We start from the raw sequence: 23,235 nt of genomic DNA, 5'->3' as shown, positions 1-23,235 counted from the left end.
TATAGTCCGATTTTCGGGGCGTGTCTATCCGATGTGAATGGCGTGCGCGATTACCCCGCCGGCATAGGCATGCGGCGGGGTAATTGGTGGCGCTGGATTAAACGCTGGCGAGGATCTGTGCGACCAGCTGTTCCTGGCTGTCACGGATGTCGAGGGTGATACCGGCTTCGTCAGCCTGCAGGGGTTCGAGCGTGCTCAACTGGCTATCGAGCAGCGACGGCGGCATGTAGTGGCCAGGGCGGTTGCTGACGCGCTCGAGGAGCAGGCTGCGCTCGCCCGCCAGGTGCGCGAAGCGCACGTCGCCGCCCGCGCTGCGCAGCAGGTCGCGGTAGGCGCGCTTGAGCGAGGAACACGACAGCACCGCCCCACCCTCGCGTGCGGCGAGCTTGTCGCGCAGGTTCAGCAGCCATTCGCGGCGGTCGTCGTCCGTCAGCGGGATACCGGCCGACATCTTGGCGACATTGGCCTGTGAATGGAAGGCGTCGCCCTCGATGAATGGAACGCCGAGTTCAGACGCCAGCTTCGCGCCGATGCTGCTCTTGCCACAGCCGCTCACGCCCATGACTACCCAGGCCGTCCCTTTATTGTCGTCTCGCGCTTGTGTCGTCATCTCACTATGTTAACGCTAACATCGAAAACCCGATTGTAGCCGCGATAGCGGAACGATGTAAAGCGGTCATGCACCACGGTTGGGCAGATGCGCGGCGCCGGTGCCCGTGGGCGGCAATCGCAGGCGCTGCCATGGCGATGCTGTCCAACCCAAAAAAGCATGTTTCATCTTTGAAATGAATGACTTGGCCGCGCGCGATTCCAGATGGCACAGGTCTTGCTGACGACAAGGCTCAAGCATCGTCATGCCCACCTCGCCGTTTCATTTTCTGCGTCATCACCACTACCAGGGGTCTTCGCCAATGAAAGATGAGAATCTGTACCGTCCTTATTCGACCGAGTCATCCTTGAACGGCTGCCCTTGCGGCAGGCACGGCTCGCAGGACGAGCACGATCGCCAGGCGCAAGCCGCCAGGCTGCGGCGCGCAGGTGACGCCGAAGCGTTGTCGGGCGACTTCGTCGAGGCGGCCGCTGTGCGCGCCCTGTTTCCCCATGACGCGACGCGCCGCAACCTGATCAAGGCAGTGGGCGCACCGACCTTGATGGCGGCGATCGGTTCGCTGCTGCCGCTGGCCAGCCTGCAGGCCAATGCGATGGAAAAAACCGGCGCGCTCGAGAAGAAGGACCTCAAGATCGGCTTCATCCCGATCAACTGCGCCACGCCCTTGATCATGGCCGACCCGATGGGCATGTACAAGGCGCAGGGCCTGAACGTCACCCTCAGCAAGACCGCCGGCTGGGCGCTGGTGCGCGACCAGATGATCAACCGCGAGCTCGATGCCTCGCACTTCCTGGCGCCGATGCCGCTGGCGATGTCGATCGGCCAGGGCGGCACGCCGCAGCCGATGCGCGTCGCCACCATCCAGAACATCAACGGGCAAGCGATCACGCTCGCGCTCAAGCACAAGGACAACCGCGATCCGCGCAACTGGAAGGGCTTCAAGTTCGCGATCCCCTTCGAGTATTCGGTCCACAACTTCCTGCTGCGCTACTACCTGGCCGAGCATGGACTGGACCCGGACCGCGACGTCCAGCTGCGCGTGACGCCGCCGCCCGAGATGGTCGCCAACCTGCGCGCCGGGAATATCGACGGTTTCCTCGGCCCCGATCCGTTCAACCAGCGCGCCGTGTTCGACCAGGTGGGCTTCATCCACATTCTCACCAAGGACATCTGGAACGGCCATCCCTGCTGCGCCTTCGGCGCCTCGCAGGCCTTCATCGACCAGAACCCGAACACTTTCGCCGCGCTGTACCGCGCCATCCTGAACGCCACCGCGATGGCGCACAAGCACGAGAACCGGGCCGAGATCGCCAAGGCCATCTGCAAGCCGGCCTACCTGAACCAGCCCGAGACGGTAGTGCTGCAGGCGCTCTCGGGCCGCTTCGCCGATGGCCTGGGCAAGGTGCGCAACGAGCCGGACCGCGCCGACTTCGACGCCCTGCCCTGGTATTCGATGGCGACCTGGATGCTCACGCAGATGAAGCGCTGGGGCTACCTGAAGGGCGACGTCAACTACAAGGCGCTGGCCGAACAGGTGTTCCTGCTGACCGATGCGCGCAAGCAGATGGCGGCCCTGGGCATGCCGGCGCCGGCCGCCGCGGCGAACGGCTACCGCTCGTTTTCGATCATGGGCAAGACCTATGACCCGGCCAAGCCGCAGGCCTACCTGGACAGCTTCGCGATCAAGCGCGCCTGACACGGGAGAAGCCCATGCACAAGCAACTGAGGTTCAGGGCGGCGCTGTTGTCGCTGGCGCTGCTGCTGGTCGTGGTCGGCGTGTGGCATATCGCCACCGCGCCGCGGGCCGCGGCGCCGGTGGCGGCGATGAGCGCCGAGGAAGCCGAATACGCGGCCCTGATGGGGCAGGCGCCGGCCGCTGCCGATGCTGCCCCGGCGCCCGATGCGGGCAGCGGCTTTCCCACGCCGGCCCAGTTCGCGCGGCTGGCGGCCGGCCACCTGGGCGATCCGTTCTACGACAACGGCCCGAACGACCGCGGCATCGGCATCCAGCTGGGGCATTCGCTGGTGCGCGTCGGCCTGGGCTACCTGCTGGCGATGCTGGTGGCGATCCCGCTGGGCTTCGTGATCGGGATGTCGCCGCTGCTGTACCGCGCGATCGATCCGTTCATCCAGGTCTTGAAGCCGATCTCGCCGCTGGCCTGGATGCCGATCGCGCTCTACACGATCAAGGATTCGTCGATCTCGGGCATCTTCGTGATCTTCATCTGCTCGATCTGGCCCATGCTGATCAATACCGCCTTCGGCGTGGCGGGCGTGCGCAAGGACTGGCTCAACGTCGCGCGCACCCTTGAGGTGTCGCCGCTGCGCAAGGCCTTCCTGGTGATCCTGCCGGCGGCGGCGCCGACCATCATCACCGGCATGCGCATCTCGATGGGCATCGCCTGGCTGGTGATCGTCGCCGCCGAAATGCTGATCGGCGGGAACGGCATCGGCTACTTTTTATGGAACGAGTGGAACAACCTGTCGCTGGCAAACGTGCTCTTCGCCGTGCTCATGATCGGCATCGTGGGCATGACGCTGGACCTGATGTTCGCTGCCCTGCAAAAAAAGGTGACCTATGCCGAATGACCGCTTCGTCCAGGTGGACGGCCTGGCCAAAACCTACCGCGCCGGCCAGCCGCCGGTGTTCGAGGGGGTGAGTTTCGTGATCGAGCGCGGAGAGTTCATCTGCATCATCGGCCATTCGGGCTGCGGCAAGAGCACCATCCTGAACGTGCTGGCCGGGCTCGAAGCGGCCAGCGCCGGCACCGTGATCATGGACGGCCGAGAAGTGACCGGCCCGGGACTGGACCGCGGCGTGGTGTTCCAGAACCACGCCCTGCTGCCGTGGCTGAGCGTGGAAGACAATATCGGCTTCGCCGTGCGTTCGCGCCACCGCGACTGGCCGCGCGACAAGGTGCGTGAGCACGGCGCGCGTTTCATCGAGATGGTCGGCCTCTGCGCCGCAGCGCGCAAGAAGCCGTCCGAGCTCTCGGGCGGCATGAAGCAGCGGGTGGGCATCGCGCGCGCCTTCGCGGTCGAACCCAAGATGCTGCTGCTGGACGAACCGTTCGGCGCGCTCGACGCACTCACCCGCGGCACGATCCAGGACGAGCTGCTGGGCATCTGCGCGGCCACGCGCCAGACCGTCTTCATGATCACCCACGACGTCGACGAAGCGATCCTGCTGGCCGACCGCATTTTCTTGATGAGCAACGGCCCTCATGCGCGGATCGCCGAGATCGTCGTCAACACGCTGCCGGCCGACCGCAGCCGCGCCACGATCCACCGCGATCCCCAGTTCTACAAGATCCGCAACCACCTGGTCGACTTCCTGGTGCGCCGTTCGAAGATGCTGCAGCAGTCAGGCGCCGACGGCGCCGAGCCGCCGGAAACGCGCATCGTGCATCCCGGCCTGGAAGACGATGCGGTTCCCGCCGCGCCCGACCATTACCCCGCCCGGGCTTCGGCCTGAGCGTCCGCCTTTACTACCACCACATCGATGGAGCCAAACATGATTTCATGCCGTGAAGACGTCACCAAAATGATCTTGTCCGCCAAGGTCCGCAAGGGCATCAAATGGCGCGACGTGACCGAGGCCACCGGCCTGTCGAAGGAATGGACTACCGCCGCCTGCCTTGGCCAGATGACCTTGACCAAGCCGCAGGCTGAGGCGGTCGGCAAGATCTTTGAACTCTCTGACGAAGCCATCGCCTGGCTGCAGATCGTGCCCTACAAGGGATCGCTGCCCACGGCGGTGCCGACCGATCCGCTGATCTATCGCTGGTACGAGCTGGTGAACGTGTACGGCACCACGATCAAGGAACTGATCCACGAAGAATTCGGCGACGGCATCATGAGCGCCATCGATTTTTCGATGGACATCCAGCGCACCGAAGACCCGAAAGGCGACCGCGTCAACGTGGTCTTGTCCGGCAAATTCCTGCCTTATAAGAGCTACTAAGCTTCGTCAGGTCAGGCGCTCTCGCGCTCGCGCAGGGTAAATCCCAGGTCGATGCGCTTGCGTTCAGGCTCCTGGCCCTTGATCACCTGCAGCAGCAGGCTGGCGGCCTCGAAGCCGATCTGGTAGCGCGGCGTGTCAATGGTGGTGAGCGATGGCATCATCCACGCCGACGCCGGCAAATCGTTGAAGCCGCAGACGGCGATGTCCTGCGGGATGCGGATGCCGTGACGCTGGCAGTGGTAGACGGCGCCGTGGGCCAGGTCGTCGTTGCAGCAGAAGACGGCGTCGCAGTCGGGCATGTTCGCCATCATCTGCCCCATCAACTCGGCGCCGAGCGCGATCGTGGAACGCTCCGGCACCATCAGCTCGAGCCGTGGGTCGGCCAGGCCCGCCTCGGCCATCGCGGCCCGGTAGCCGTCTGCGCGGCGCAGGGTACGCTCGTCCAACTGGGCGCCGATGAAACCGATGCGGCGGTAGCCCTTCCTGAGCAGGTGGCGCGTCATCTCCATGCCGGCCTCGAACTGAGAGAAGCCGACCGACAGCGCGTCGGCATCGTCGGACAGGTCCATCATCGACACCGACGGTACCTGCGACGCCTCCATCATCTTCGCCACGGCCGGGCTGTGGGCCTGGCTCGAGAACAGGATGCCGTCCGGGCTCGATTGCAGGTAGGTGCGCAGCAGCTTTTCTTCCTCTGCCTGCGAATAATAGGTATTGCCGATCAGGAGCTGGTACTGGCCCGGCGCGACGGCATCGTGGATGCCTTCGAGGACGGCGGTGAACACGGCGTTTGAAAACGACGGCACCAGCACCACGATCACATGCGATTGCGACGAGGCCAGCGCGCGCGCCGCGCGGTTGGGCACGTAGCCGAGTTCCGCGACCGCGCGCTCGACCTTGACCCGGGTGACCTCGGAGACCATCTGCGGCTGGCTCAGCGCGCGCGAGGCGGTCATGATCGACACGCCGGCCATGCCCGCCACCTGCTCGAGCGTCGCCCGTCCCGTTCCCCTGCCCCTGCTGCGGCTCGTTTTATCCATGGTCATCCTGTGGTGGCTTTCTCTATTCCTGGTTCCATTCTATCAACAACGGGCAGGCCTTTTGTGGCCGCCTTGGCCAGCCTGGAAACCGGCCCGAAAGTCAGTTAGTGATTTTACTGATTTAATCGTTGTATTTTTGCTGAATTTAGGGCTCAGGCCGCAGACGGTCTCATCGGCTGTCGCTATACTTTTTCACGCCCTGTTGCCTTGTTGAAAGAACCTATATGCGCCTGAACACACCGATCACCAATAACGAATACCAGCTGGCCGATAGCAAGACCATCGTCTCGACCACCGATTTGCAGGGCAATATCCGCTATGCGAATCCGTATTTCGTGCAGGTGAGCGGCTTCACCGAGGATGAGCTGATCGGCGCGCCACAGAACATCCTGCGCCATCCGGACATGCCGGTGGAGGCCTTCGCCGACATGTGGCAGGCGATCCGCGCCGGGCGGCCGTGGAGCGGCATGGTCAAGAACCGCTGCAAGAACGGCGACTATTATTGGGTGTATGCGAACGTGACGCCGGTGCTCGAGAACGGCGAGGCGACCGGCTATATGTCGGTGCGCACCAAGCCGACCCGGGAACAGGTGCGCGAGGCGGCAATGCTGTACGCCGAATTCAAGGCCGGCAACCCGCGCGGCCTGGTGTTGCGCAACGGCCGCGTCGAACACGGCGGCCTGCGCGGGCGCCTGGCGGCGCTGGCCCGCCTCCCTCTGCGCACCCAGATCAACGGCGGCATGGGCCTGTTGACGCTGCTGCTGGCGGCGATCACGCTCCAATGCTGGCGCAACGGCCTGCCGGCTTGGACCTTGTTGTCGCTGGCCGTCTCTCTGGCCATGGTGCTGGGCCTGTGGGCCAGCCTGCGCCGCAATGTGCTGGCGCCGCTGGCCGAGGCCTCCGGTTTCGCGCGCCGCCTGGCCGGCGGCGACCTCACCTGCCGCCTGGCGCCGCGCCGCGACGACGAGATGGGCCAGCTGGTTGCGGCCCTGCGCCAGTCGGCCGTGAACCTGTTCAGCGTGATCGGCGACGTGCGCGCCAACTTCGACGAGATCCGCCACGCCACCGGCGAGATCGCGACCGGCAACCAGGACCTGTCGAGCCGCACCGAGACGCAAGCCTCGAGCCTGCAAGAGACGGCGGCCAGCATGGAGCAGCTGACCCACAACGTGGCGCAGAGCGCCGACAGCGTGAACGCCGCCAGCGACCTGGCGCGCCGCGCCGCCGCGACGGCCGGCAACGGCCAGCGCACCGTCGGTGAGGTGGTGAGCACGATGGAGGCGATCAGCGCCTCGTCGCACAAGGTGCTCGACATCGTCGGCATGATCGACGGCATCGCCTTCCAGACCAATATCCTGGCCCTGAACGCCGCCGTGGAAGCGGCGCGGGCGGGCGAACAGGGCCGCGGCTTCGCGGTGGTGGCGGGCGAAGTGCGCACGCTGGCCCAGCGCAGCGCGGTCGCGGCCAAGGAGATCAAGGCGCTGATCGACGCCTCGATCGCCAATGTCGACAACGGAAACCGCCTGAGTGTGGCGGCCGGCGCGGCGATCCAGGAAGTGGTGGGCGCGGTCGACCAGGTGACGCGCGTGATGGACGAGATCGCAGGCGCGACGCGCGAACAGTCGAGCGGCATCGGACAGGTGAACCAGGCGGTGACGCAGCTCGACGCGATCACGCAGCAGAACGCGGCCCTGGTGGAAGAAGCCGCCGCCGCGACGGCGACCCTGGCGCGGCAGACCGACGAGGTGTCGCAGGCCTTGCAGGTGTTCCAGTTGCAGGCGGGTGCGCCGGGACGCAGCGCCCGCACGGCCGCCGGCAAACACGCCATGAAACTGGCCGCGGCGTAATCAGCAAAAATCCCTGCTGCGCGCATCCAGCCCGCCCAGCAGGTGCGACAAGTCCACCAGCCGCTTGGCCACCAGGTGGCGCACTTCTCCCTGGCGCTGCCAGATGCCGTACACCCCGAGCAGCGGCGCACCCAGCACTTCGCGCCGCTGCTGCTCGACCAGGGTCGGCCACACGATCACATTGATGTTGCCGGTCTCGTCTTCCAGAGTCATGAACAGCACGCCCTTGGCCGTGCCGGGGCGCTGGCGCACCGTGACCAGGCCGCAGGCGCGCGCCAGCTGGCCATCCTGGAAATCCATCAGGCTCGAAGCCGGTATGAAGCGCTGCTTGAGCAGACGCTCGCGCAGCAGCGCCAGCGGATGGCGACCGAGCGTCAATCCCTGCGCGCGGTAGTCGCCGACGATCTCCTCTCCTTCGCTCGGCGCCTGCAATGCCGGCGTCTCTTCGCGCGGCACGGTCGGGCGCAACAGATCCTTGTCGGGCGCGGCGCCCGAGGCCTGCCATAAGGCTTCGCGCCGGTGCCCGGCCAGCGAGCGCAGGGCGTTGGACGCGGCCAGCACCTGCAGGTCGCCCCGGTCGAGATGCGCGCGCCGCGCCAGGTCGGCCACGCTGTCGAAAGGCCGCACGGCGCGCGCCTGCTCGATGCGCTCGGCCGCCTCCTGCTTCAATCCTCGTTGCAGCGAAAAGCCCAGCCGCACCGCCGGCTGGCGCGAGCGGTCGACGGGGTCGTACTCTTCCAGCGCCGAATCCCAGCCGCTGATGGCGACGTCGACCGGCCGCACCTCGATGCCGTGGCGGCGCGCGTCCTGCACCAGTTGCGAGGGACTATAAAAACCCATCGGCTGGCTGTTGAGCAGCGCGCAGAGAAAAGCGGCCGGCTCGTGGCACTTGAGCCATGAACTCGCATAAGCCAGCAGCGCGAAGCTGGCCGCGTGCGATTCGGGGAAGCCGTACTCGCCGAAGCCCTGGATCTGGCTGAAGATCGCCTCGGCGAATTCCAGCTTGTAGCCGCGTTCGAGCATGCCGCCCACGATGCGCTCGTAGTATCTTTCGAGGCCGCCCTTGCGCTTCCAGGCCGCCATCGCGCGCCGCAGTTGATCCGCCTCGCCCGGCGTGAAGCCGGCGCCCAGGATCGCCACCTGCATCACCTGCTCCTGGAAGATCGGCACGCCTAGGGTGCGTCCGAGCGCGACCTTCATCTCTGGGCTCGGATAGTCGACCGGCTCGAGCCCCTGGCGCCGGCGCAGATAGGGATGGACCATGCCGCCCTGGATCGGGCCGGGACGCACCACCGCCACCTCGATCACCAGGTCATAGAAGCGGCGCGGCAGCATGCGCGGCAACATGCTCATCTGCGCGCGCGATTCGATCTGGAACACGCCGATGGTATCGGCCTGGCAGATCATGTCGTAAGTGGCGCTGTCCTCGAGCGGGATGTCCTGCATCTCGAACACGTCGCCATAGCGCTGGCCCACCAGCTCCAGGCCGCGCCGCATCATCGACAACATGCCCAGCGCCAGCACGTCGACCTTCATCAGGCCCAGTTCCTCGAGGTCGTTCTTGTCCCATTGGATGACGCTGCGGTCGGCCATCGTCGCGTTCTCGATCGGCACCAGGCGCGAGAGTTTACCCTTGGCGATCACGAAGCCGCCCGGATGCTGGGACAGGTGGCGCGGGAAGTTCAGCAGCGACTGCGCCAATGTCGCCCACTGGCGCGACAGCGGCGCCTCGGGATCGAGGCCGCTTTCGGCCAGGCGGCCCAGCAGATCGGCGCGGCTGTCGAACCAGTGATGGGTCTTGGCCACCTTCTCGACGATGGCGAGGTCGATGCCGAGCGCCCGCCCGCTGTCGCGCAGCGCGCTCTTGGGCCGGTAGCTGATCACCACCGCGGCCAGCGCCGCGCGCTGGCGGCCGTACTTGTTGTAGATGTACTGGATGACTTCTTCGCGCCGCTGGTGTTCGAAGTCGACGTCGATGTCGGGCGGCTCGTTGCGCTCGCGCGAGATGAAGCGCTCGAATAGCAGGCTGGCGCGGGCCGGATCGACCTCGGTGATGCCGAGGCAGTAGCACACCGCCGAATTGGCGGCCGATCCGCGGCCCTGGCACAGGATGTGTTGCGAGCGCGCGAAGCGCACGATGTCGTAGACGGTGAGGAAGTAGTGTTCGTAGCCCATGTCGGCGATCAGTTCGAGTTCGTACTCGATCTGGGCCTGCACCTTGGCCGGCACGCCGTCGCGGAAGCGCCGGTGCGCGCCGATCCAGGTTTCGCTGCGCAGGTAGCTGCTGGCGTCGTGGCCTTCGGGGACCACCTCATCGGGGTATTCGTAGCGCAGCTCGTCGAGCGAGAAGGTGCACAGGCGCGCGATGCGCACCGTCTCGGCCAGCGCCTCGCGCGAATAGATATTGGCCAGGCGCAGGCGCGCGCGCAGGTGCTGCTCGGCGTTCTGCGCCAGGCCGTAGCCGCAGGCGCCCACCGGTTTGCCCAGGCGCGTTGCGCTCAGGGTGTCCTGCAGGGGCTTGCGCGAGCGGACGTGCATGGAGACGTGGCCCAGCGCGACGATCGGCAGGCCGTGCTGCCAGCCTACCTCTTCCACCGTGGCGCGGTGGGCGTCGTCGAAAGCCCGGTGCAGCTGGGTGAGGCCGAGCCAGGCGCGGCCCGGGAAGGTGGTGGCCATCCACGCGGCCTGGGCGTGCAGGCGGTCGACGTCCTGGGCTTCGTGACCGGGGTATGGCGGCAGCAGGATGGCCAGGCAGTCGGGCATGTGCTGCAGGTGGGCGTATTCCTTGGTGGGGTTGGCCAGGTCGTCGGGGGTGAGCAGGTAGGTGCCCTTCTCGCTGCGCGTGCGGCCGATCGTGATCAGTTCGGACAGGTTGCCGTAGCCGTTGCGGTTTTGCGCCAGCAGGATCAGGGAGGGGGCTGGAGTGCCGTCGGGGTTTTTGAGGTGGAAGTGGGCGCCGATGATCAGGGGCAGGTTGGCGGCTTTCGCTTCGGCGTGGGCGCGCACGACGCCGGCCAGCGAGCATTCGTCGGTGAGGGCCAGTGCGAAGTAACCCAGTTGCACCGCGCGCGCGACCAGCTCCTCGGCGTGCGAGGCCCCTTGCAGGAACGAGAAGTTCGAGAGGCAGAACAACTCGGCGTAGGGGGGCAGCGCCTGGGCCTGGGATGCCGGGGGCTGGGCGGTGGGGGTAGGCTTGGTCACGCTGGGGGGCTGTCAAACAGCCAATACTGTATAAAAACACAGTATAACCGAGCTGGGGGATGTGGCTGGGGAAGTTGAGGGTATGGCTTGGAAATGAGGGATGTGGTGGGTTGGGAGTGAGCAGTGTTTTGTGGTGACTGGGGATGCGGAACGATATTTCTGTGCCGGGAGTTGGAAATACCCTTTCTGCATTGACATTCGAGTAACCGGATGTTTCTATTTCTCTACGGAAAATTTCCGCGTTTACTGGGGAGGTTTGAAAACATGGTGGCGAAACTTTTAGCCCGCTTGATTCGGGCGATTTGTTTAGGCGGTATGGCTTTGGGTATGACGACGGCGATGGCGCAGGATGCTTTGGTCGTTCCGCAGCATGTAGGAGCGGTGAATGGTGAACGCTTGGTCGTAGTTGCCTATAGCGATCCCGAAGGCGAAGTCGGGAATGGCACGAACCCACCCGATCCCAACGTCATCGATCCTGAAATCGAAGTTGACTGGGAAGTTAATCCTTCGATGAATATTTCTAACTTCCCTGAGGCCGAAATATCAAACGGCATGGATCCTCCAATGTAGCCTTCGGACATTACTTCATCCGAAAATTACGCCTTACACATGTGTCGGAAAGGGCCGCGGCATTGGACCAAACGAAGAGCCAGTGATGTCTTGCGGCCCCATCCGCGCGCGCAGGCTGGACAAACCACCACCTTGCGCGCGGCGCAATACCGGCTGATCCGCACAGGCCATTCGCTCATATGCAAGCATCAAGGCAGTGCCGCCCGTGGAATTGATGTAGTCGAGCATGTCCATCGTGGTCTCGTAAGCCCAGTCGGAGAAGCTCTCGCCCAGTTCGCCCCCTGCCGTCGCACTGGCACTCGTAACGCCGCCCTGCACTTTCGTCAGGACCGTGACGATGGCCCACGAAATCCCCATCCATCCAGTCGTCGCAAGCGTCATCCGCAGCACCGGCATGAGGATGCCGGCCTCGTGGATCGCCTTGAGCACGCCAAGCAAGGCGCTCGCCGGCATTGCGCGGTTGCAGTCGATGGTCGCGATCAGGATCGCGATCTTGTTCATCACGCCAGGATAGCGCCGCAGAAAGCGGTACAAGGCGAGGCCGATCTGCTGCTGGTCGCCGAGGAGCCGACCAAGGCCGGCCGCCAGAAAGCAGCCGCCAGTGAGCTTCCACACCACTTTCACCAGCTTCATGTCGACCGGTCCATCCAGCATCGTCGCGCTGGCGAAGGCTTGCAAATGGCTGGCATTGCCGGCCCGTGTGGGGTTCAGCAGCAGGTTGAAGCAGGTGGAAAAATTGGTGTCGTAGCTGCCGTCCACCGCGATGGCGCCGCTTGCAGTCACCGCGATGAACGGCGCTCCCGCTCCACCGACGACGCCGATATTGATGGCGCCATTGGCCTGGAGCGATGCCATCAACTGGATCGCGTCCTGCGCGCTGCCACCCGCGCGCAAGGTGCCGTCGCTATCAACGCTGACGTAGCTGCCGTCACGGCATTGCAAGGTGATCGCGGGTGCATCCTGGGCCTCGGGCACGCCGATGGTGAACACCTCGGCCGCATCGCTCGAGGTTCCGAGCGCCGTGATCTGGCCGTCGGCAGCGATCGACCAGTAACCGCCTGCCGCGGTCTGGAGCTTGATCTCGTCGCCGGCAGCGAGCGCTCCGGCCAGCGAAACGAAGTTTCTGTCGGTGGTGAACGTTGGCTCGGGCTGGGTGATCGAGACCGGCGTATCTTCAGGCACGTTGACGCTCGATACCCCCGCTACGCCCCAGCTATAGACCATCGAGAACGACTTGACGGCGGCTGGCCAGGTATCGCCGAAGGTCAGGCTGTCGGCCGTGAACGACAGGCTTCCATTCTCCACCAGCGCGGCAACCTTTTCCGTGACGTCGACCGGTCCGTAGGCGGCGGCGATGATGTTCAGGGCGCGTGGGTCGAGCGACGCCTGGCCGGCGGGTGCGGTCGGATCGTAGTCGATGTGCAGGGTCTGATTCTCGGTCGTCGCGGCCATTTGCGGCTTGCGGTCGGCGTACTGGTAGACCACGTGCAGGGTCTTGCGCATCGCCGGCCAGCCATCGCCGAACACGCTGCTCGATGCGGCGACGGACAGCCTGCGCCGGCTCACACTGGCGCGGACGATGTCGGTGACGTCCTTCAGGCCATAGAATGCGCTCAGGATGTGCAGCGGTGGACGGTAGCTGAGCGCATAGGGATTGCCCTCAACAACGATGTCGATGAATGGAATCTGGCCGCAATAGCTGGCCACGATGACGAAGGTGTTGCGCTTGCCTTTGCCGTCCTCGCCGAGGGTGGCGCTGTCGGCGACCAGGGACAAGGTTCCAGCCGAGTGGTCGGCCAGGTTGCGTACCGTCGCACTCACGTCGGAGCAGCCGAAGCTGGCGCCCCACACGGTCAGTACCGGCTGGGCGGTGTTGTCTTGCGGCGCTGGAGCAGGAGCCCGGATAGATTGCTCGAACTGCTGGGCGCCGATGTTCAGCGTCTGGCCTTCCGAAGCAGTAGCCACGAACGTCGGGCCGCCGTCATAGCGATAGACGACGGTCAGCGTCTTTTCGTGACCAACCCAGGTGTCGCCGAACGTCTGGTTACTTGCCAAAACAGACAGGGTCTCTGGAAAAGCCTGACGGTTGACTTGCTTGATGACCTGCGCGGTGACTTGCTTGAGTCCATAAGCCGCGCCAACAATCTGCAGAACGCCTGTGCTTTGGGTAGCCATACTTGAATCTTCTTTCCGGAATGAATAACATGCTTTGCGACAATTGCGATGGCAGGCGCGACGATCTTCGTTACGTCTTCCCTCGTGGTACGCAATAGTTTGCAAGCTCCGTGCCACCCTGAAACATGGCGTCAAAGCAACAAAATCAAGGATTTAGTCGACTATTTATGCCTGTTGGGTGTAAAACAACGGGTGTTTTTACATGTCAACGAGGAAGTTGACACGCTGGTTGCCTGAATCGAAGTTAAGAATGTGCATTCGGCAAGTTTCTTTTCCTGTAGTATTTACGGCGCCTGCGCCGACCAAACGAGCCGCAAATGACTTCATCGCCTGACCTGATTGCCACTCCCAGTACCGAGCGATATCGCCTCGGTAAGCTGCTTGGCAATGGCGGTTTCGGCGACGTGCATGAGGCGTGGGATCCGGCGCTGCAGCGCACCGTTGCCATCAAGCGCCTGAAGCCTGACCTAGTGCGCGACCAGCCGGATAATCTGCTGCAAGAGGCGCGCCTGGCGGCATCGCTGCGGCATCCTGCCTTCATCCAGATTTACTCACTCGAAGACGACGGCCATAGCAAGTCGATCGTGATGGAGCTGGTTGGGGGGAAGACCCTGCATCAGCTGCTGTCCACGACCAAGCTGTCGCGCGAGCAGATACTCGATATCGTTTGCCAGTTGGCAGATGCGATGGCGCAGGCACATGCGGCGGGGTTGATCCATGGCGATTTGAAGCCGGCCAATCTAATGATCGAGCCATCAGGGCAGTTGCGCATCATGGATTTTGGTTTGGCGCGCAAAATCGATCCGCTTGCGACTGAATCAGGCGATGTATTACAGACTCAAGGGACCATCGCCTATCTTGCGCCAGAAATCCTTAATGGCAAACATCCCAGCACACTGAGCGACATTTACGCTGTCGGCGTGCTGATGTACGAGATGATGCATGGAGAACGTCCATTCGCACATCTTCATGGTCTGGCTTTGGCTGCTGCCCAAGTGCAGTCCTCATGCACGCAATGGGCCTTTGCTGCAGATGCCGATCAGGATATGGTTTCGTTAGTACGAGCGATGTGCGCGCCAGATCCGGTTGCACGTATAACCACGATGCGAGCAGTTAAAGATGCCGCCCACGCATTGCAGGGATCGAATGTCATAACCCAAGCTGTATCTACACGGCCGTTGCTACGGTCAACCTCTCGCCGTAATCGGACCTTGCTCGCATGTAGTGTCGCAGTCATTCTCTCGGCAATTGGTGGGGCAATGCATTTCTCGACATTGGCTGACAAAACTCACCAGTGGCTATCACCAATATCCAATGCAAAACGTATGTCAAACGGGTTAGCTGCGTTGCGCCAATTTGACCGAGATGAAAGTCCAGATATCGCGATCGAGAATTTTGAAGCCATTCTGGCAAAGCAACCGAAACACGCCGCGGCAACCGCCGGCATGGCATTGGCCTATGCAATGCGCTATGTTGGCGACCGCAGCGATGCAAGCTGGCTGCAGCGTGCTGACGCCGGGGCCCAAGCCGCACTTGCCCTGGATGATCAGCTAGCACTTGGTTATGCCGCTAAAGCATATGTCCGTTGGCAGCAAGACAGGAATGAAGAAAGTTTGACGTTTGCTCAGCAAGCCTTGGAACTAGATCCTTCAAACCTCTTCGCACATAATACTAAAAGCGGGGTTTTAATTCGAATGCAACGCTATCAGGAGGCCGAGCACAGCATTGAGATCGCACGCAAAGCACATCCTGCCGAGCGCATGTTCATTGATCGATTAGGTTCCCTACGCCATCACCTAGGGGATTATACCGGCGCCGAGCAAGCGTTCCGCCAAAGTATTCAGATCGAGCCAGATGCTGTATCGTCATACGCGAATCTGAGCATGACACTAGTACGTCAGGGCAGAAGCGACGAAGCGCTCCACGTGCTGCAGCAAGGGCTACAGGTGCGTCCGAGCGGACAGCTTTATAACAACTTGGGAACTGCACTCTTTAATAGAGGCGACTATATTGGTTCAGCCAAGGCATTTGAGCACGCCGTTTCCGTGTCGAAGGGTAATAGCATAGCGTACTTACGCTGGGCCAATCTCGCCGACACCTTACGATGGATTCCTGGCCGTGAACAGGATTCGCAACAAGCTTATCGAAAAGCAGCTGCATTGCTAAAGCCGCGCCTCGAACGCGCGCCGGGCGACAGTACGCTGGTATCACGCATGGGATTGTATGCTGCCAAGCTTGGTGACAAGACAACCGCCTCAGTGTTGAGCCATAAAGCTGTAACTGCTGCACCCGACAACCCTGATATCCGCTTCCGCGCTGCAGTAGCATATGAATTAGTGGGGCAGCGAGATGCTGCTCTAACAGAACTGACGAGTGCACAGAACCTCGGTTACCCAACAAAATTGATCGGTACAGAGCCCGATTTGCTGGCACTGCGGAGTGATCCGCGGTTTGATTTACTTCGAATGGAAAAGGAATGATGACAAAACCATTGATGACACTGACGGCGCGCCTGGACGTCAATCAAGTAGATGATGGTATCGACTGGTTGTTTACCGATCTTGACTCGGCCATTGGTTCTGATCGTACGCGAGAAAATCCACATTGGAATCGAGATATCGAGTTCGATGCCAACCAGGATTTTCGGATCGCAATCACTGCAAGCGATAAAGACAATACCGGTCTCGAATCAATTGAAGTAATCGACTGCTGCCTAATCACCCGTCCACAGATCATTTGTTGCGGACCTGGCTTACGTACCCGTTATGCCCCTCCATCTCCGTTTGCCAGTGTCGACGGCAAAGAACGTGGTGCCTTGGTTCGGATTGATCCTTCAGCATTCATTCCGCTGGCAACAAGCAATGATTCCCCTGAAAAAATACGAAAAATTACATTACTCTGGGACAATCATCTGGCCGTAGGAAATATCAACGGTTTTTGGGAGATCTCTTTCTATCTAACAGTTCTTATCAAACGAGCTCAAAAGGAAGCGGCACAACTTCGTGTATTCTATTTTGATCCAGAAGGTGAGATCAGTAACGGTTCAGACCCACCATGAGAACATCAGGCATCTTCAATGGTTTGAGCAAGGCCTAGCAGCCCTGCATGACGCCTTAGCGCCTCTGCCGGCGTCATAAGCCTTGAAGCACACCGCTGGAGATCACCCTCACAAGCCTCCCAGGCCGCACGAATCTCTTCCTCCGAAATATTGGCAGGAAAACGAATCCGAGGGTGAGCCTCCAGCAATTTGTAAACCGTAGGCCGCGAAATCCCCAGCGCCTTCGAAGCAGCCAGAATCTGCCACTGACTCTTCTCCATCGCTTCCAAAAGATCGTCATCGCTCAACTCCGACACCTTGCGCCGCACCGGCCTCGACACGGAAGCGGACGCCGCAGCACCAGCAGGAACAGGCGCAGGCTCCACCACAGGCATCATTACCGACTGCTCCAACACCGGCACATTCCCCGCCTGCAAATCCAGCGCAACCCGCCGCATCGCATGCGCCAACTGCCGCACATTCCCCGGCCAGTCCCCATTGAACACCTGGCTCAGCAACTCGAATGGCAAACTCCACCCATCCCCCGGCGCCTCGGCCTCCAGAAAATGCCGCACCAACACGCCAATATCCTCACGCCGCTCACGTAACGCCGGCACCCGAATCACAAACGCCTCGAGACGCCGCCGTAAGGCCTGGTTAAACCCGCCCTCCCCCAGATCCTGATCGGTCGCCGCCACGATCCGCGCATTCGACCTCGCATCCGCACCCGCCCCAAGCGGCCGATACTCGCCACTCTCCAGCACGCGTAATAGCATGGCCTGCACCGACGCAGGCGTATCCCCAACCTCGTCCAGGAACAAGGTCCCATCCTCGGCCTCGGCAAACCACCCGCGCCGGCCACTGGTCGCCCCGGTGTACGCCCCCTTGACCGCACCAAACAATTCCGCCGCCGCCAACGACTCACTCAACGTCGCCATATTGATCGCAACAAACCGCCCGTTCCGACGTCCACTGAGCGTATGAATCGCCTGCGCCGCCACCTCTTTACCGCTGCCGGTCTCGCCCAACAACAGCACCGGCATGCTGGTCCCGGCCACCTGCGCGATCGCATCGCGCATCTTGATCGCCCCATCGCCCACGCCGATCAAGCCGGGCACGTTCGCCGCGCGCGGCAGGCTGCGCATCAAATGCAGGCACACGAATATCTGGCTCCCGAGCCCGATCACGATGCCGCGCTCGAGTTCACTCGCCGTGAAGCGGTCGGTCCCGTTCGACGGCCGCCCATTGAGCTCCAGCCCCATCTTGCCGCGCACGTGATCGATCTGGATGCCACCCTCGGCCACGAAGCGGACATGCACCGGCTCGCGCGTGATCGACCGCTCGCCCAGCGGCGTGCCTTCATGCCCCGCGCCAGCACGTGCGAACAGCGGCGCAAACCGGTTCAGCGCGATCGCGCCGCCCGCGGCCGGGCCGAGCATCTGTTCGCCGATGCGTTCGCGCTGCGGATGCCACAGAACCGTGATGCCGAGCACCGGCGCCGAGGCGAAGTCCTCGGCCATCCCATAGCTGGTCAGTGTCGCGTCTGGATCGCTCACGCTTGTCCGCTCACGAAGTAGGCGCCGGCGGCATCGAGATATTCCTGAAACATGGGCAAAGTGGGCACAATCCGCCTGATAAAAAATATACACAAATTCTAACCGATTGGAACGCCCTGGCGACCTCTCCCGACCCTGCAAAATTGTCATGGTTTGGTCAGCGCGAACAGCCGATTCAATCTATGATCCTTCCGCCCCCGCTCGCCACGCCAGACCAGAAGGAAAAACCATGCACGTCCATGCCCTGCGCTGCTTCGGCGCCACCGCAAACGCCGGCAACCCGGCTCTCGTCATCGAAGACGATCAGTCAAACCCCGACGCACGCCAGGCATTCGCGCGCGAGCACAACACCACCTGCGTCTGGATCGATCCGCCACAGGAAGACGGCACGGCTGCCATCGTCGACTTTTACTACCCGCACACGCGCAGCCCCCTGTGCCTGCACGCCACGCTGGCCGCGGCCGCGCGGCTGTTCGCGCGGCCAGGCGCGAACCCGCCACTGATGGTGAAGACCGCCATGCACGGCCAACCGCTCGCCCTGACCCGCGAGGGAGAACACCTGTTCGTCCGCCTGGCGCCGCAGCCCGCCCCGCAACCGGCACTCACACCCGAGCTGCCGGCACGCCTGCTCGGCATCCCGACGACAGCCATCGTCGCCGCGCCGCAAGTGGCCTCGATCGGCAGCCCGAAACTGCTGGTGCAAGTGCGCGACCCAGCCACCCTGCACGCGCTGACGCCCGACCTGGAAGCGATCACGCAGTGGAGCAAGGAAAACGGCGTCAACGGCCTGTACGCCTACGCAGGCGACGCGGATGCACAGGTCTTCGAAGGCCGCAACTTCAACCACCTCGACCCACGACTTGAAGACAGCGCCACCGGCGTCGCGGCCGGCGCCCTCACCGTCCTGCTCGGGCGCGGATTGACCGTGCGCCAGGGCCGCGCAACCGGCCACGATTGCCTGATCCGCACCCGGATGGAGGACGGCGCCGTACTGGTCGGCGGCTGCATCGAGACGATTGACACGTCAAATTTTCACGATTTGTCGTAACTTGGTCGAATAAGTTCTAGCTATAGCCATACTCCGTTGTGTTATTGATACATTACGATGGTTACCGAAGAAACAATTGAGTAATATCCAAATTTCCTTCGGAGAAAAACGTGATTAAACTCAAAATAATGTCTGGTTCGGTGCTGTTTGCCTTATATGGTAGCGCCGCCGTGCTTTCCCTCGTCCCGGCCATCGCCCACTCGCAAACCGCGCCAAGCGTCGCCAGCGGTGAAATCATGCCAAGCGTCAGCGTCGTCGGCTCGCGCCGCGTCGGCGCCGCATCGAGCACCGACACCCCGGTCGCCATCGACTTCATTCCAATGACCAAGGCAGCCGAACAAAGCGGCCAGTTCGACCTGGCCCAGGTGCTCTCCAACCTGTCGCCCTCGTTCAACTCGACCCGCCAGACCGGCGCCGACGGCGCCGACCTGATCGACTCGGCCGCCCTGCGCGGCCTGGGTTCGGACCAGACCCTGGTGCTGGTCAACGGCAAGCGCCGTCACACGGTGGCGCTGGTCAACCTGTTCGGCGCGCGCAACCGCGGCAATACCGGCACCGACATGAACGCGATCCCCGTGATGGCAATCCGCGAAGTGCAGGTGCTGCGCGACGGCGCCGCCGCCCAATACGGCTCCGACGCGATCGCCGGCGTGATCAACATCGACCTCAAACGCAGCCTGGGTTGCGAATCGGTGCTCGGCTACGGCCAGTACACCGCGGGCGACGGCGAGAACTGGCTGGCGTCGGCCTACTGCGGCGTGGCGGTGGCCGGCGGCGTGCTGGGCATCACGGGCGAATACTACGATCGCGGCCGCTCCAACCGTTCCGAAGCGGGCAACCCGCGCATCATCGGCGACACCAAGTCCGAGAACCAGACCGTCTACCTCAACGGCGAATTCCCCACCGGCCCCGGCAAGCTGTATTTCACGGCCGGCGCGCAAAAGCGCGACGCTTCCTCGGCCGCCTGGGCGCGCGAAGGCCTGGGCTCCGAAGACATCCCGTCGCGTAACTCGGCGGCGATGTACCCTGACGGCTTCGTCCCGTTCATCGACGGCGACGTCCACGACCGCTGGGGCACCGTCGGCTACCGCTGGGCGGTCGGCGAATGGAATGCCGACGTCTCGCAGACCTATGGCTACAACCGCCTGAAGTACGACATCAACAACACCCTCAACGCCTCGATCGCCAACCTCGACCTGCTGGGCGGCGGCCAGGGCGTCAGCGCCAGCCGCTTCTACGCCGGCGGCTTCTCGTTCCAGCAGTCGACCACCAACCTCGACATCAGCCGCTTCTACGGCGATGTACTGAAAGGCATGAACGTCGCCTTCGGCCTCGAGCACCGCCGCGAGAACTACAAGATCTTCGCCGGCGAAACCGGCTCGTGGATCGACGCCGACGGCGTGGGCGAAGGCGGCAACGCCGGCAGCCAGGGCTTCCCGGGCTTCCAGCCGGGCGACGAGACCGACAGCGACCGTCACAGTAACGCGGCTTATCTCGATATCGAGACCGACGTGACGGACCGCTTCAAGGTGCAGACCGCCGTGCGCCACGAGCGCTATTCGGACTTCGGTTCGACCACCACCGGCAAGCTGGCCGCCGCATACCGCCTGGCGCCGAGCGTGCTGCTGCGCGGGTCGGCCAGCACGGGCTTCCGCGCACCGTCGCTGCAGCAGATGTACTTCTCGTCGACCTTCACCGACTTCGTCGGCGGCCAGCCGCTCGACGTGGTGCTGGCGCCGAACGGCGGCCCGGTGGCCAATGCCGCCGGCATCCCGCAGCTGAAGGACGAGGAATCGAAGAGCTATACGCTCGGCCTGACCTGGTCGCCAACGCAATCGACGTCGGTCACGGCCGACCTGTACCGCATCGACATCGACGACCGCATCGTGCTGTCGGGCCGCTTCGACGCCGACAACTACCCGGCGCTGGGCGCCACCCTGCAGCAGCTGGGCGTGGGTCAGGCGCAGTTCTTCGTCAACTCGGTCGACACCAAGACGCAAGGCCTGGACCTGACCGTGTCCAACCGCGCCAAGGTCGGCGCGGGCAACCTGACCACCTTCCTGGCTGTAAACTTCAGCAAGACCGAAGTGCAGCGCGTGAAGGCGCCGGCGGCGCTGGAAGGTTTCGAGGACGTGCTGCTGTCGGAACGCGAGCGCCTGTTCATCGAAGAAGGCGCGCCGCGCCGCAAGGCCACGCTGGGCCTGGACTGGACGCAAGGCCAGCTAGAGACCTCGCTGCGCGTGATCCACTTCGGTCCGCAGACCCTGGGCACGTTCTCGGGTCCGCCGGTCCCTAATCAGAAGTACGAGGCGAAGACCTCGGCCGACCTGTCGTTCACCTGGGCCTTCACCGAGAAGACCCGCCTGACCGTGGGCGGCACCAATATCTTCGACGTCAAGCCGACCCGCCAGGATCCGAACGAGACCGACAACGGCTTCAAGTACGAGAGCGTGCAGTTCGGCCTGAACGGCGCGGCGATGTTCGCGCGCCTGGCGCACAAGTTCTGATCGCACGCCAATCCAGGCCGATCCGGCAACAGCGGCCCGCCTTATCGCGGGCCGTTTCTGCTTCGCCAGTGATTGTTGCTTGATATTCAAATCGGAACGATGTAGCATTTATTGCTACAAACAATCCTCAACATCCCCGATGCGGCATCGTGCTCAAGATCGCAAGGGCATCCGGGCGCCCCCTACATGAGCCTCACAAGCATCGACCACCCCAGTGATCGCGACGCCGACCTGGCCGCAAGGATCGCCACGCTGAAGGACTTTCACCAGTACTACCGTGATTGCCTTAGCGAACCGACCAATTTTCCGACGATCGGCAATTATCCGCTCAAGCTCCTCCACTGGGTAATCGACCGCTGCAACACCGACGTCCCGCAGCTGGCGGACTTTCTCGGCACACTGCCGCCTTCGGGCCTGTCGCCGGAACATCAACTCGCGATGCACGTGGCCATGTTCACGATCCTGCAAGCCAACCTGGCCTCGCACTACAACAATACGTATCCCAATTCCACGCTGCCGCCGGACGTCATCGTCAACATCAAGCGTGGCCTGAACCGCGTCCTCGAGTTGCATCCGGCCGGCGACTATATGGCGCTGAATGTCCAGATGCTTTACCGGATCAAGGAGATCGAAGAAGTCCTGGCGCTGTCGGAGCGCTTTCCCGACATCTTCGCCACCTATCCGTCCTTACGGGCGATCATGGGATTTATCCACGCCATGCTGGGCCAGCATGCGCAGGCGCTGGGCTGGCTGGAGCCGCTCGCGCAGGATCCGCAGGGGCGCGACCTGCCGCTGGTAGGACTGTCCCTGATGACCAGCCAATATTTCACCGGCCAGCAACCCGATTGGCCGATGAGTTTTGCCAGCCTGGACAGCGCTCCGGATGCGCTGCCGCAACTACTCGAACAACTGCCTGCCATCGAGATGGTCGAGCCGCTGGCGGAGACCCCGCGGCCGGTCGTGTTCGTCGCCTGCGACGACAATTACTTCATGGAGCATGCGCGCTACCTGGCCTATTCGCTGCATGCGACCAATGTCGGCAAACTCGACCTGCACCTGCACTTGTATTCGCCATCCCCGCAGGTCCTGGAAGAACTGACGCTGCTGCGCACACAGTTGCCGGGCCTGTCGATCGGCCTGTCGCTCGAACGCGGACCGGTGCCGGCGCAGCAGCCGACCACCTACTATGCGACGGCGCGCTTCGTGCGCGCCTACCAGGTCTTGCAGCACTATCGCTGCGAGCTGTGCATGATGGACGCCGATGCCCTGTTCAACGGCGATTGGGACGACTTCGCCCGTGGCTTGCCCGCCAATGCCGAACTGGCCCTGGCACGTGTCGAAGCTTCACCATTCTGGGAACGCATTGCCGCCGGCTTCTGCTACTGCCGCCCTACCCCGCTTGCCGAGCAATTCCTGGCGAAGGTGTCCCACTTCATTCTCCACAATCTGGCGCAGGACAAGCTGATCTGGTTCACCGACCAGATCGCACTATCGGCCTGCGACGACCATGGCTTGCGCGGCGACGCCGCCGTCCACTATCTCGATCAACGCACCGTGATCGACCTGCAGCACACACCGCATTCGCTGTGCTGGATGGTCACGACAAAGAAAACGGGGCTCCCCCTCTACGACCAGGCCAGGCAGCGCCTGGCACTGCGCTACGCCGCCTGAGCGGCAGGC

Annotated in this window: 16 protein-coding genes; 11 read left to right on the top strand and 5 right to left on the bottom strand. The window is 63.1% G+C overall.

All coding sequences use genetic code 11. The features are described 5' to 3' along the window. Window positions 1–97 precede the first annotated feature (97 nt). Window positions 98–610 (bottom strand): gluconokinase, encoded by a 513-nt coding sequence (locus SOM61_RS25760; protein ID WP_320476713.1) that lies wholly within the window; start codon window positions 608–610, stop codon window positions 98–100. Between the two features lie 301 nt (window positions 611–911). On the opposite strand from SOM61_RS25760, the gene SOM61_RS25755 reads away from it, so the two are divergent. From SOM61_RS25755 to cynS, 4 genes are read left to right on the top strand one after another with little or no spacing between them, the layout of a single operon-like run. Then, entirely contained in the window at window positions 912–2,306 is a 1,395-nt protein-coding gene (locus SOM61_RS25755) for a CmpA/NrtA family ABC transporter substrate-binding protein (protein ID WP_320476712.1), read from the top strand. A 14-nt stretch (window positions 2,307–2,320) separates the two neighbouring features. Beyond that, a complete protein-coding gene (gene ntrB / locus SOM61_RS25750) occupies window positions 2,321–3,199 on the top strand; it encodes a nitrate ABC transporter permease (protein ID WP_320476711.1) in 879 nt (292 codons plus the stop codon). Beyond that, window positions 3,189–4,085, top strand: a complete 897-nt coding sequence (locus SOM61_RS25745) for an ABC transporter ATP-binding protein (RefSeq protein WP_320476710.1) — start codon at window positions 3,189–3,191, stop codon at window positions 4,083–4,085. Before ntrB ends, SOM61_RS25745 begins: the two co-directional genes overlap by 11 nt. Window positions 4,086–4,124: 39 nt before the next feature. Further along, window positions 4,125–4,574, top strand: a complete 450-nt coding sequence (gene cynS, locus SOM61_RS25740) for a cyanase (RefSeq protein ID WP_123068334.1) — start codon at window positions 4,125–4,127, stop codon at window positions 4,572–4,574. Window positions 4,575–4,585: 11 nt separating this feature from the next. On the opposite strand, the gene gntR is transcribed toward cynS, so the two are convergent. Beyond that, complete coding sequence (gene gntR, locus SOM61_RS25735; protein WP_320476709.1) at window positions 4,586–5,614, bottom strand: HTH-type transcriptional regulator GntR; 1,029 nt, start codon at window positions 5,612–5,614, stop codon at window positions 4,586–4,588. A 224-nt stretch (window positions 5,615–5,838) separates the two neighbouring features. Between gntR and SOM61_RS25730 the strand changes: the two genes are divergently transcribed. Beyond that, on the top strand, window positions 5,839–7,461 hold the full coding sequence (locus tag SOM61_RS25730) for a methyl-accepting chemotaxis protein (RefSeq protein WP_320476708.1): 1,623 nt from the start codon (window positions 5,839–5,841) through the stop codon (window positions 7,459–7,461). Here SOM61_RS25730 and SOM61_RS25725 read toward each other — a convergent pair whose 3' ends face one another. Further along, on the bottom strand, window positions 7,462–10,662 hold the full coding sequence (locus SOM61_RS25725; protein WP_320476707.1) for an error-prone DNA polymerase: 3,201 nt from the start codon (window positions 10,660–10,662) through the stop codon (window positions 7,462–7,464). Between the two features lie 210 nt (window positions 10,663–10,872). On the opposite strand from SOM61_RS25725, the gene SOM61_RS25720 reads away from it, so the two are divergent. Continuing rightward, window positions 10,873–11,232, top strand: a complete 360-nt coding sequence (locus SOM61_RS25720) for a hypothetical protein (RefSeq protein WP_320476706.1) — start codon at window positions 10,873–10,875, stop codon at window positions 11,230–11,232. A gap of 33 nt (window positions 11,233–11,265) precedes the next feature. On the opposite strand, the gene SOM61_RS25715 is transcribed toward SOM61_RS25720, so the two are convergent. Next, window positions 11,266–13,407: a hypothetical protein gene (locus SOM61_RS25715; RefSeq protein ID WP_320476705.1), complete on the bottom strand. Its 2,142-nt coding sequence runs from the start codon at window positions 13,405–13,407 to the stop codon at window positions 11,266–11,268. Between the two features lie 317 nt (window positions 13,408–13,724). On the opposite strand from SOM61_RS25715, the gene SOM61_RS25710 reads away from it, so the two are divergent. Together SOM61_RS25710 and SOM61_RS25705 are read left to right on the top strand one after the other, a co-directional pair. After that, window positions 13,725–15,887, top strand: a complete 2,163-nt coding sequence (locus tag SOM61_RS25710) for a protein kinase domain-containing protein (protein WP_320476704.1) — start codon at window positions 13,725–13,727, stop codon at window positions 15,885–15,887. After that, window positions 15,884–16,465 (top strand): hypothetical protein, encoded by a 582-nt coding sequence (locus SOM61_RS25705; protein ID WP_320476703.1) that lies wholly within the window; start codon window positions 15,884–15,886, stop codon window positions 16,463–16,465. The genes SOM61_RS25710 and SOM61_RS25705 overlap by 4 nt, the downstream gene beginning before the upstream one ends. Before the next feature lie 5 nt (window positions 16,466–16,470). Here SOM61_RS25705 and SOM61_RS25700 read toward each other — a convergent pair whose 3' ends face one another. Continuing rightward, the gene (locus tag SOM61_RS25700; protein ID WP_320476702.1) at window positions 16,471–18,000 is read right to left on the bottom strand and encodes a sigma 54-interacting transcriptional regulator; all 1,530 of its coding nucleotides are present in this window, start codon (window positions 17,998–18,000) and stop codon (window positions 16,471–16,473) included. 229 nt (window positions 18,001–18,229) lie between these two features. Here SOM61_RS25700 and SOM61_RS25695 point away from each other — a divergent pair, with 229 nt between their 5' ends. The 3 genes from SOM61_RS25695 to SOM61_RS25685 all read left to right on the top strand — a co-directional run bounded on the left by SOM61_RS25695 (window position 18,230) and on the right by SOM61_RS25685 (window position 23,226). Beyond that, window positions 18,230–19,048, top strand: a complete 819-nt coding sequence (locus SOM61_RS25695; RefSeq protein ID WP_320476701.1) for a PhzF family phenazine biosynthesis protein — start codon at window positions 18,230–18,232, stop codon at window positions 19,046–19,048. Between the two features lie 128 nt (window positions 19,049–19,176). After that, on the top strand, window positions 19,177–21,555 hold the full coding sequence (locus SOM61_RS25690; protein WP_320476721.1) for a TonB-dependent receptor plug domain-containing protein: 2,379 nt from the start codon (window positions 19,177–19,179) through the stop codon (window positions 21,553–21,555). A 186-nt stretch (window positions 21,556–21,741) separates the two neighbouring features. Next, window positions 21,742–23,226: a hypothetical protein gene (locus SOM61_RS25685; RefSeq protein ID WP_320476700.1), complete on the top strand. Its 1,485-nt coding sequence runs from the start codon at window positions 21,742–21,744 to the stop codon at window positions 23,224–23,226. Window positions 23,227–23,235 lie beyond the last annotated feature (9 nt).

It is taken from the genome of Massilia sp. CFBP9012, from assembly GCF_034045115.1.
Taxonomy (GTDB): Bacteria; Pseudomonadota; Gammaproteobacteria; order Burkholderiales; family Burkholderiaceae_D; genus Telluria.
The sequence above is the reverse complement of the archived record's forward strand: the minus strand, read 5'-3'. Positions and strand labels throughout refer to the sequence as shown.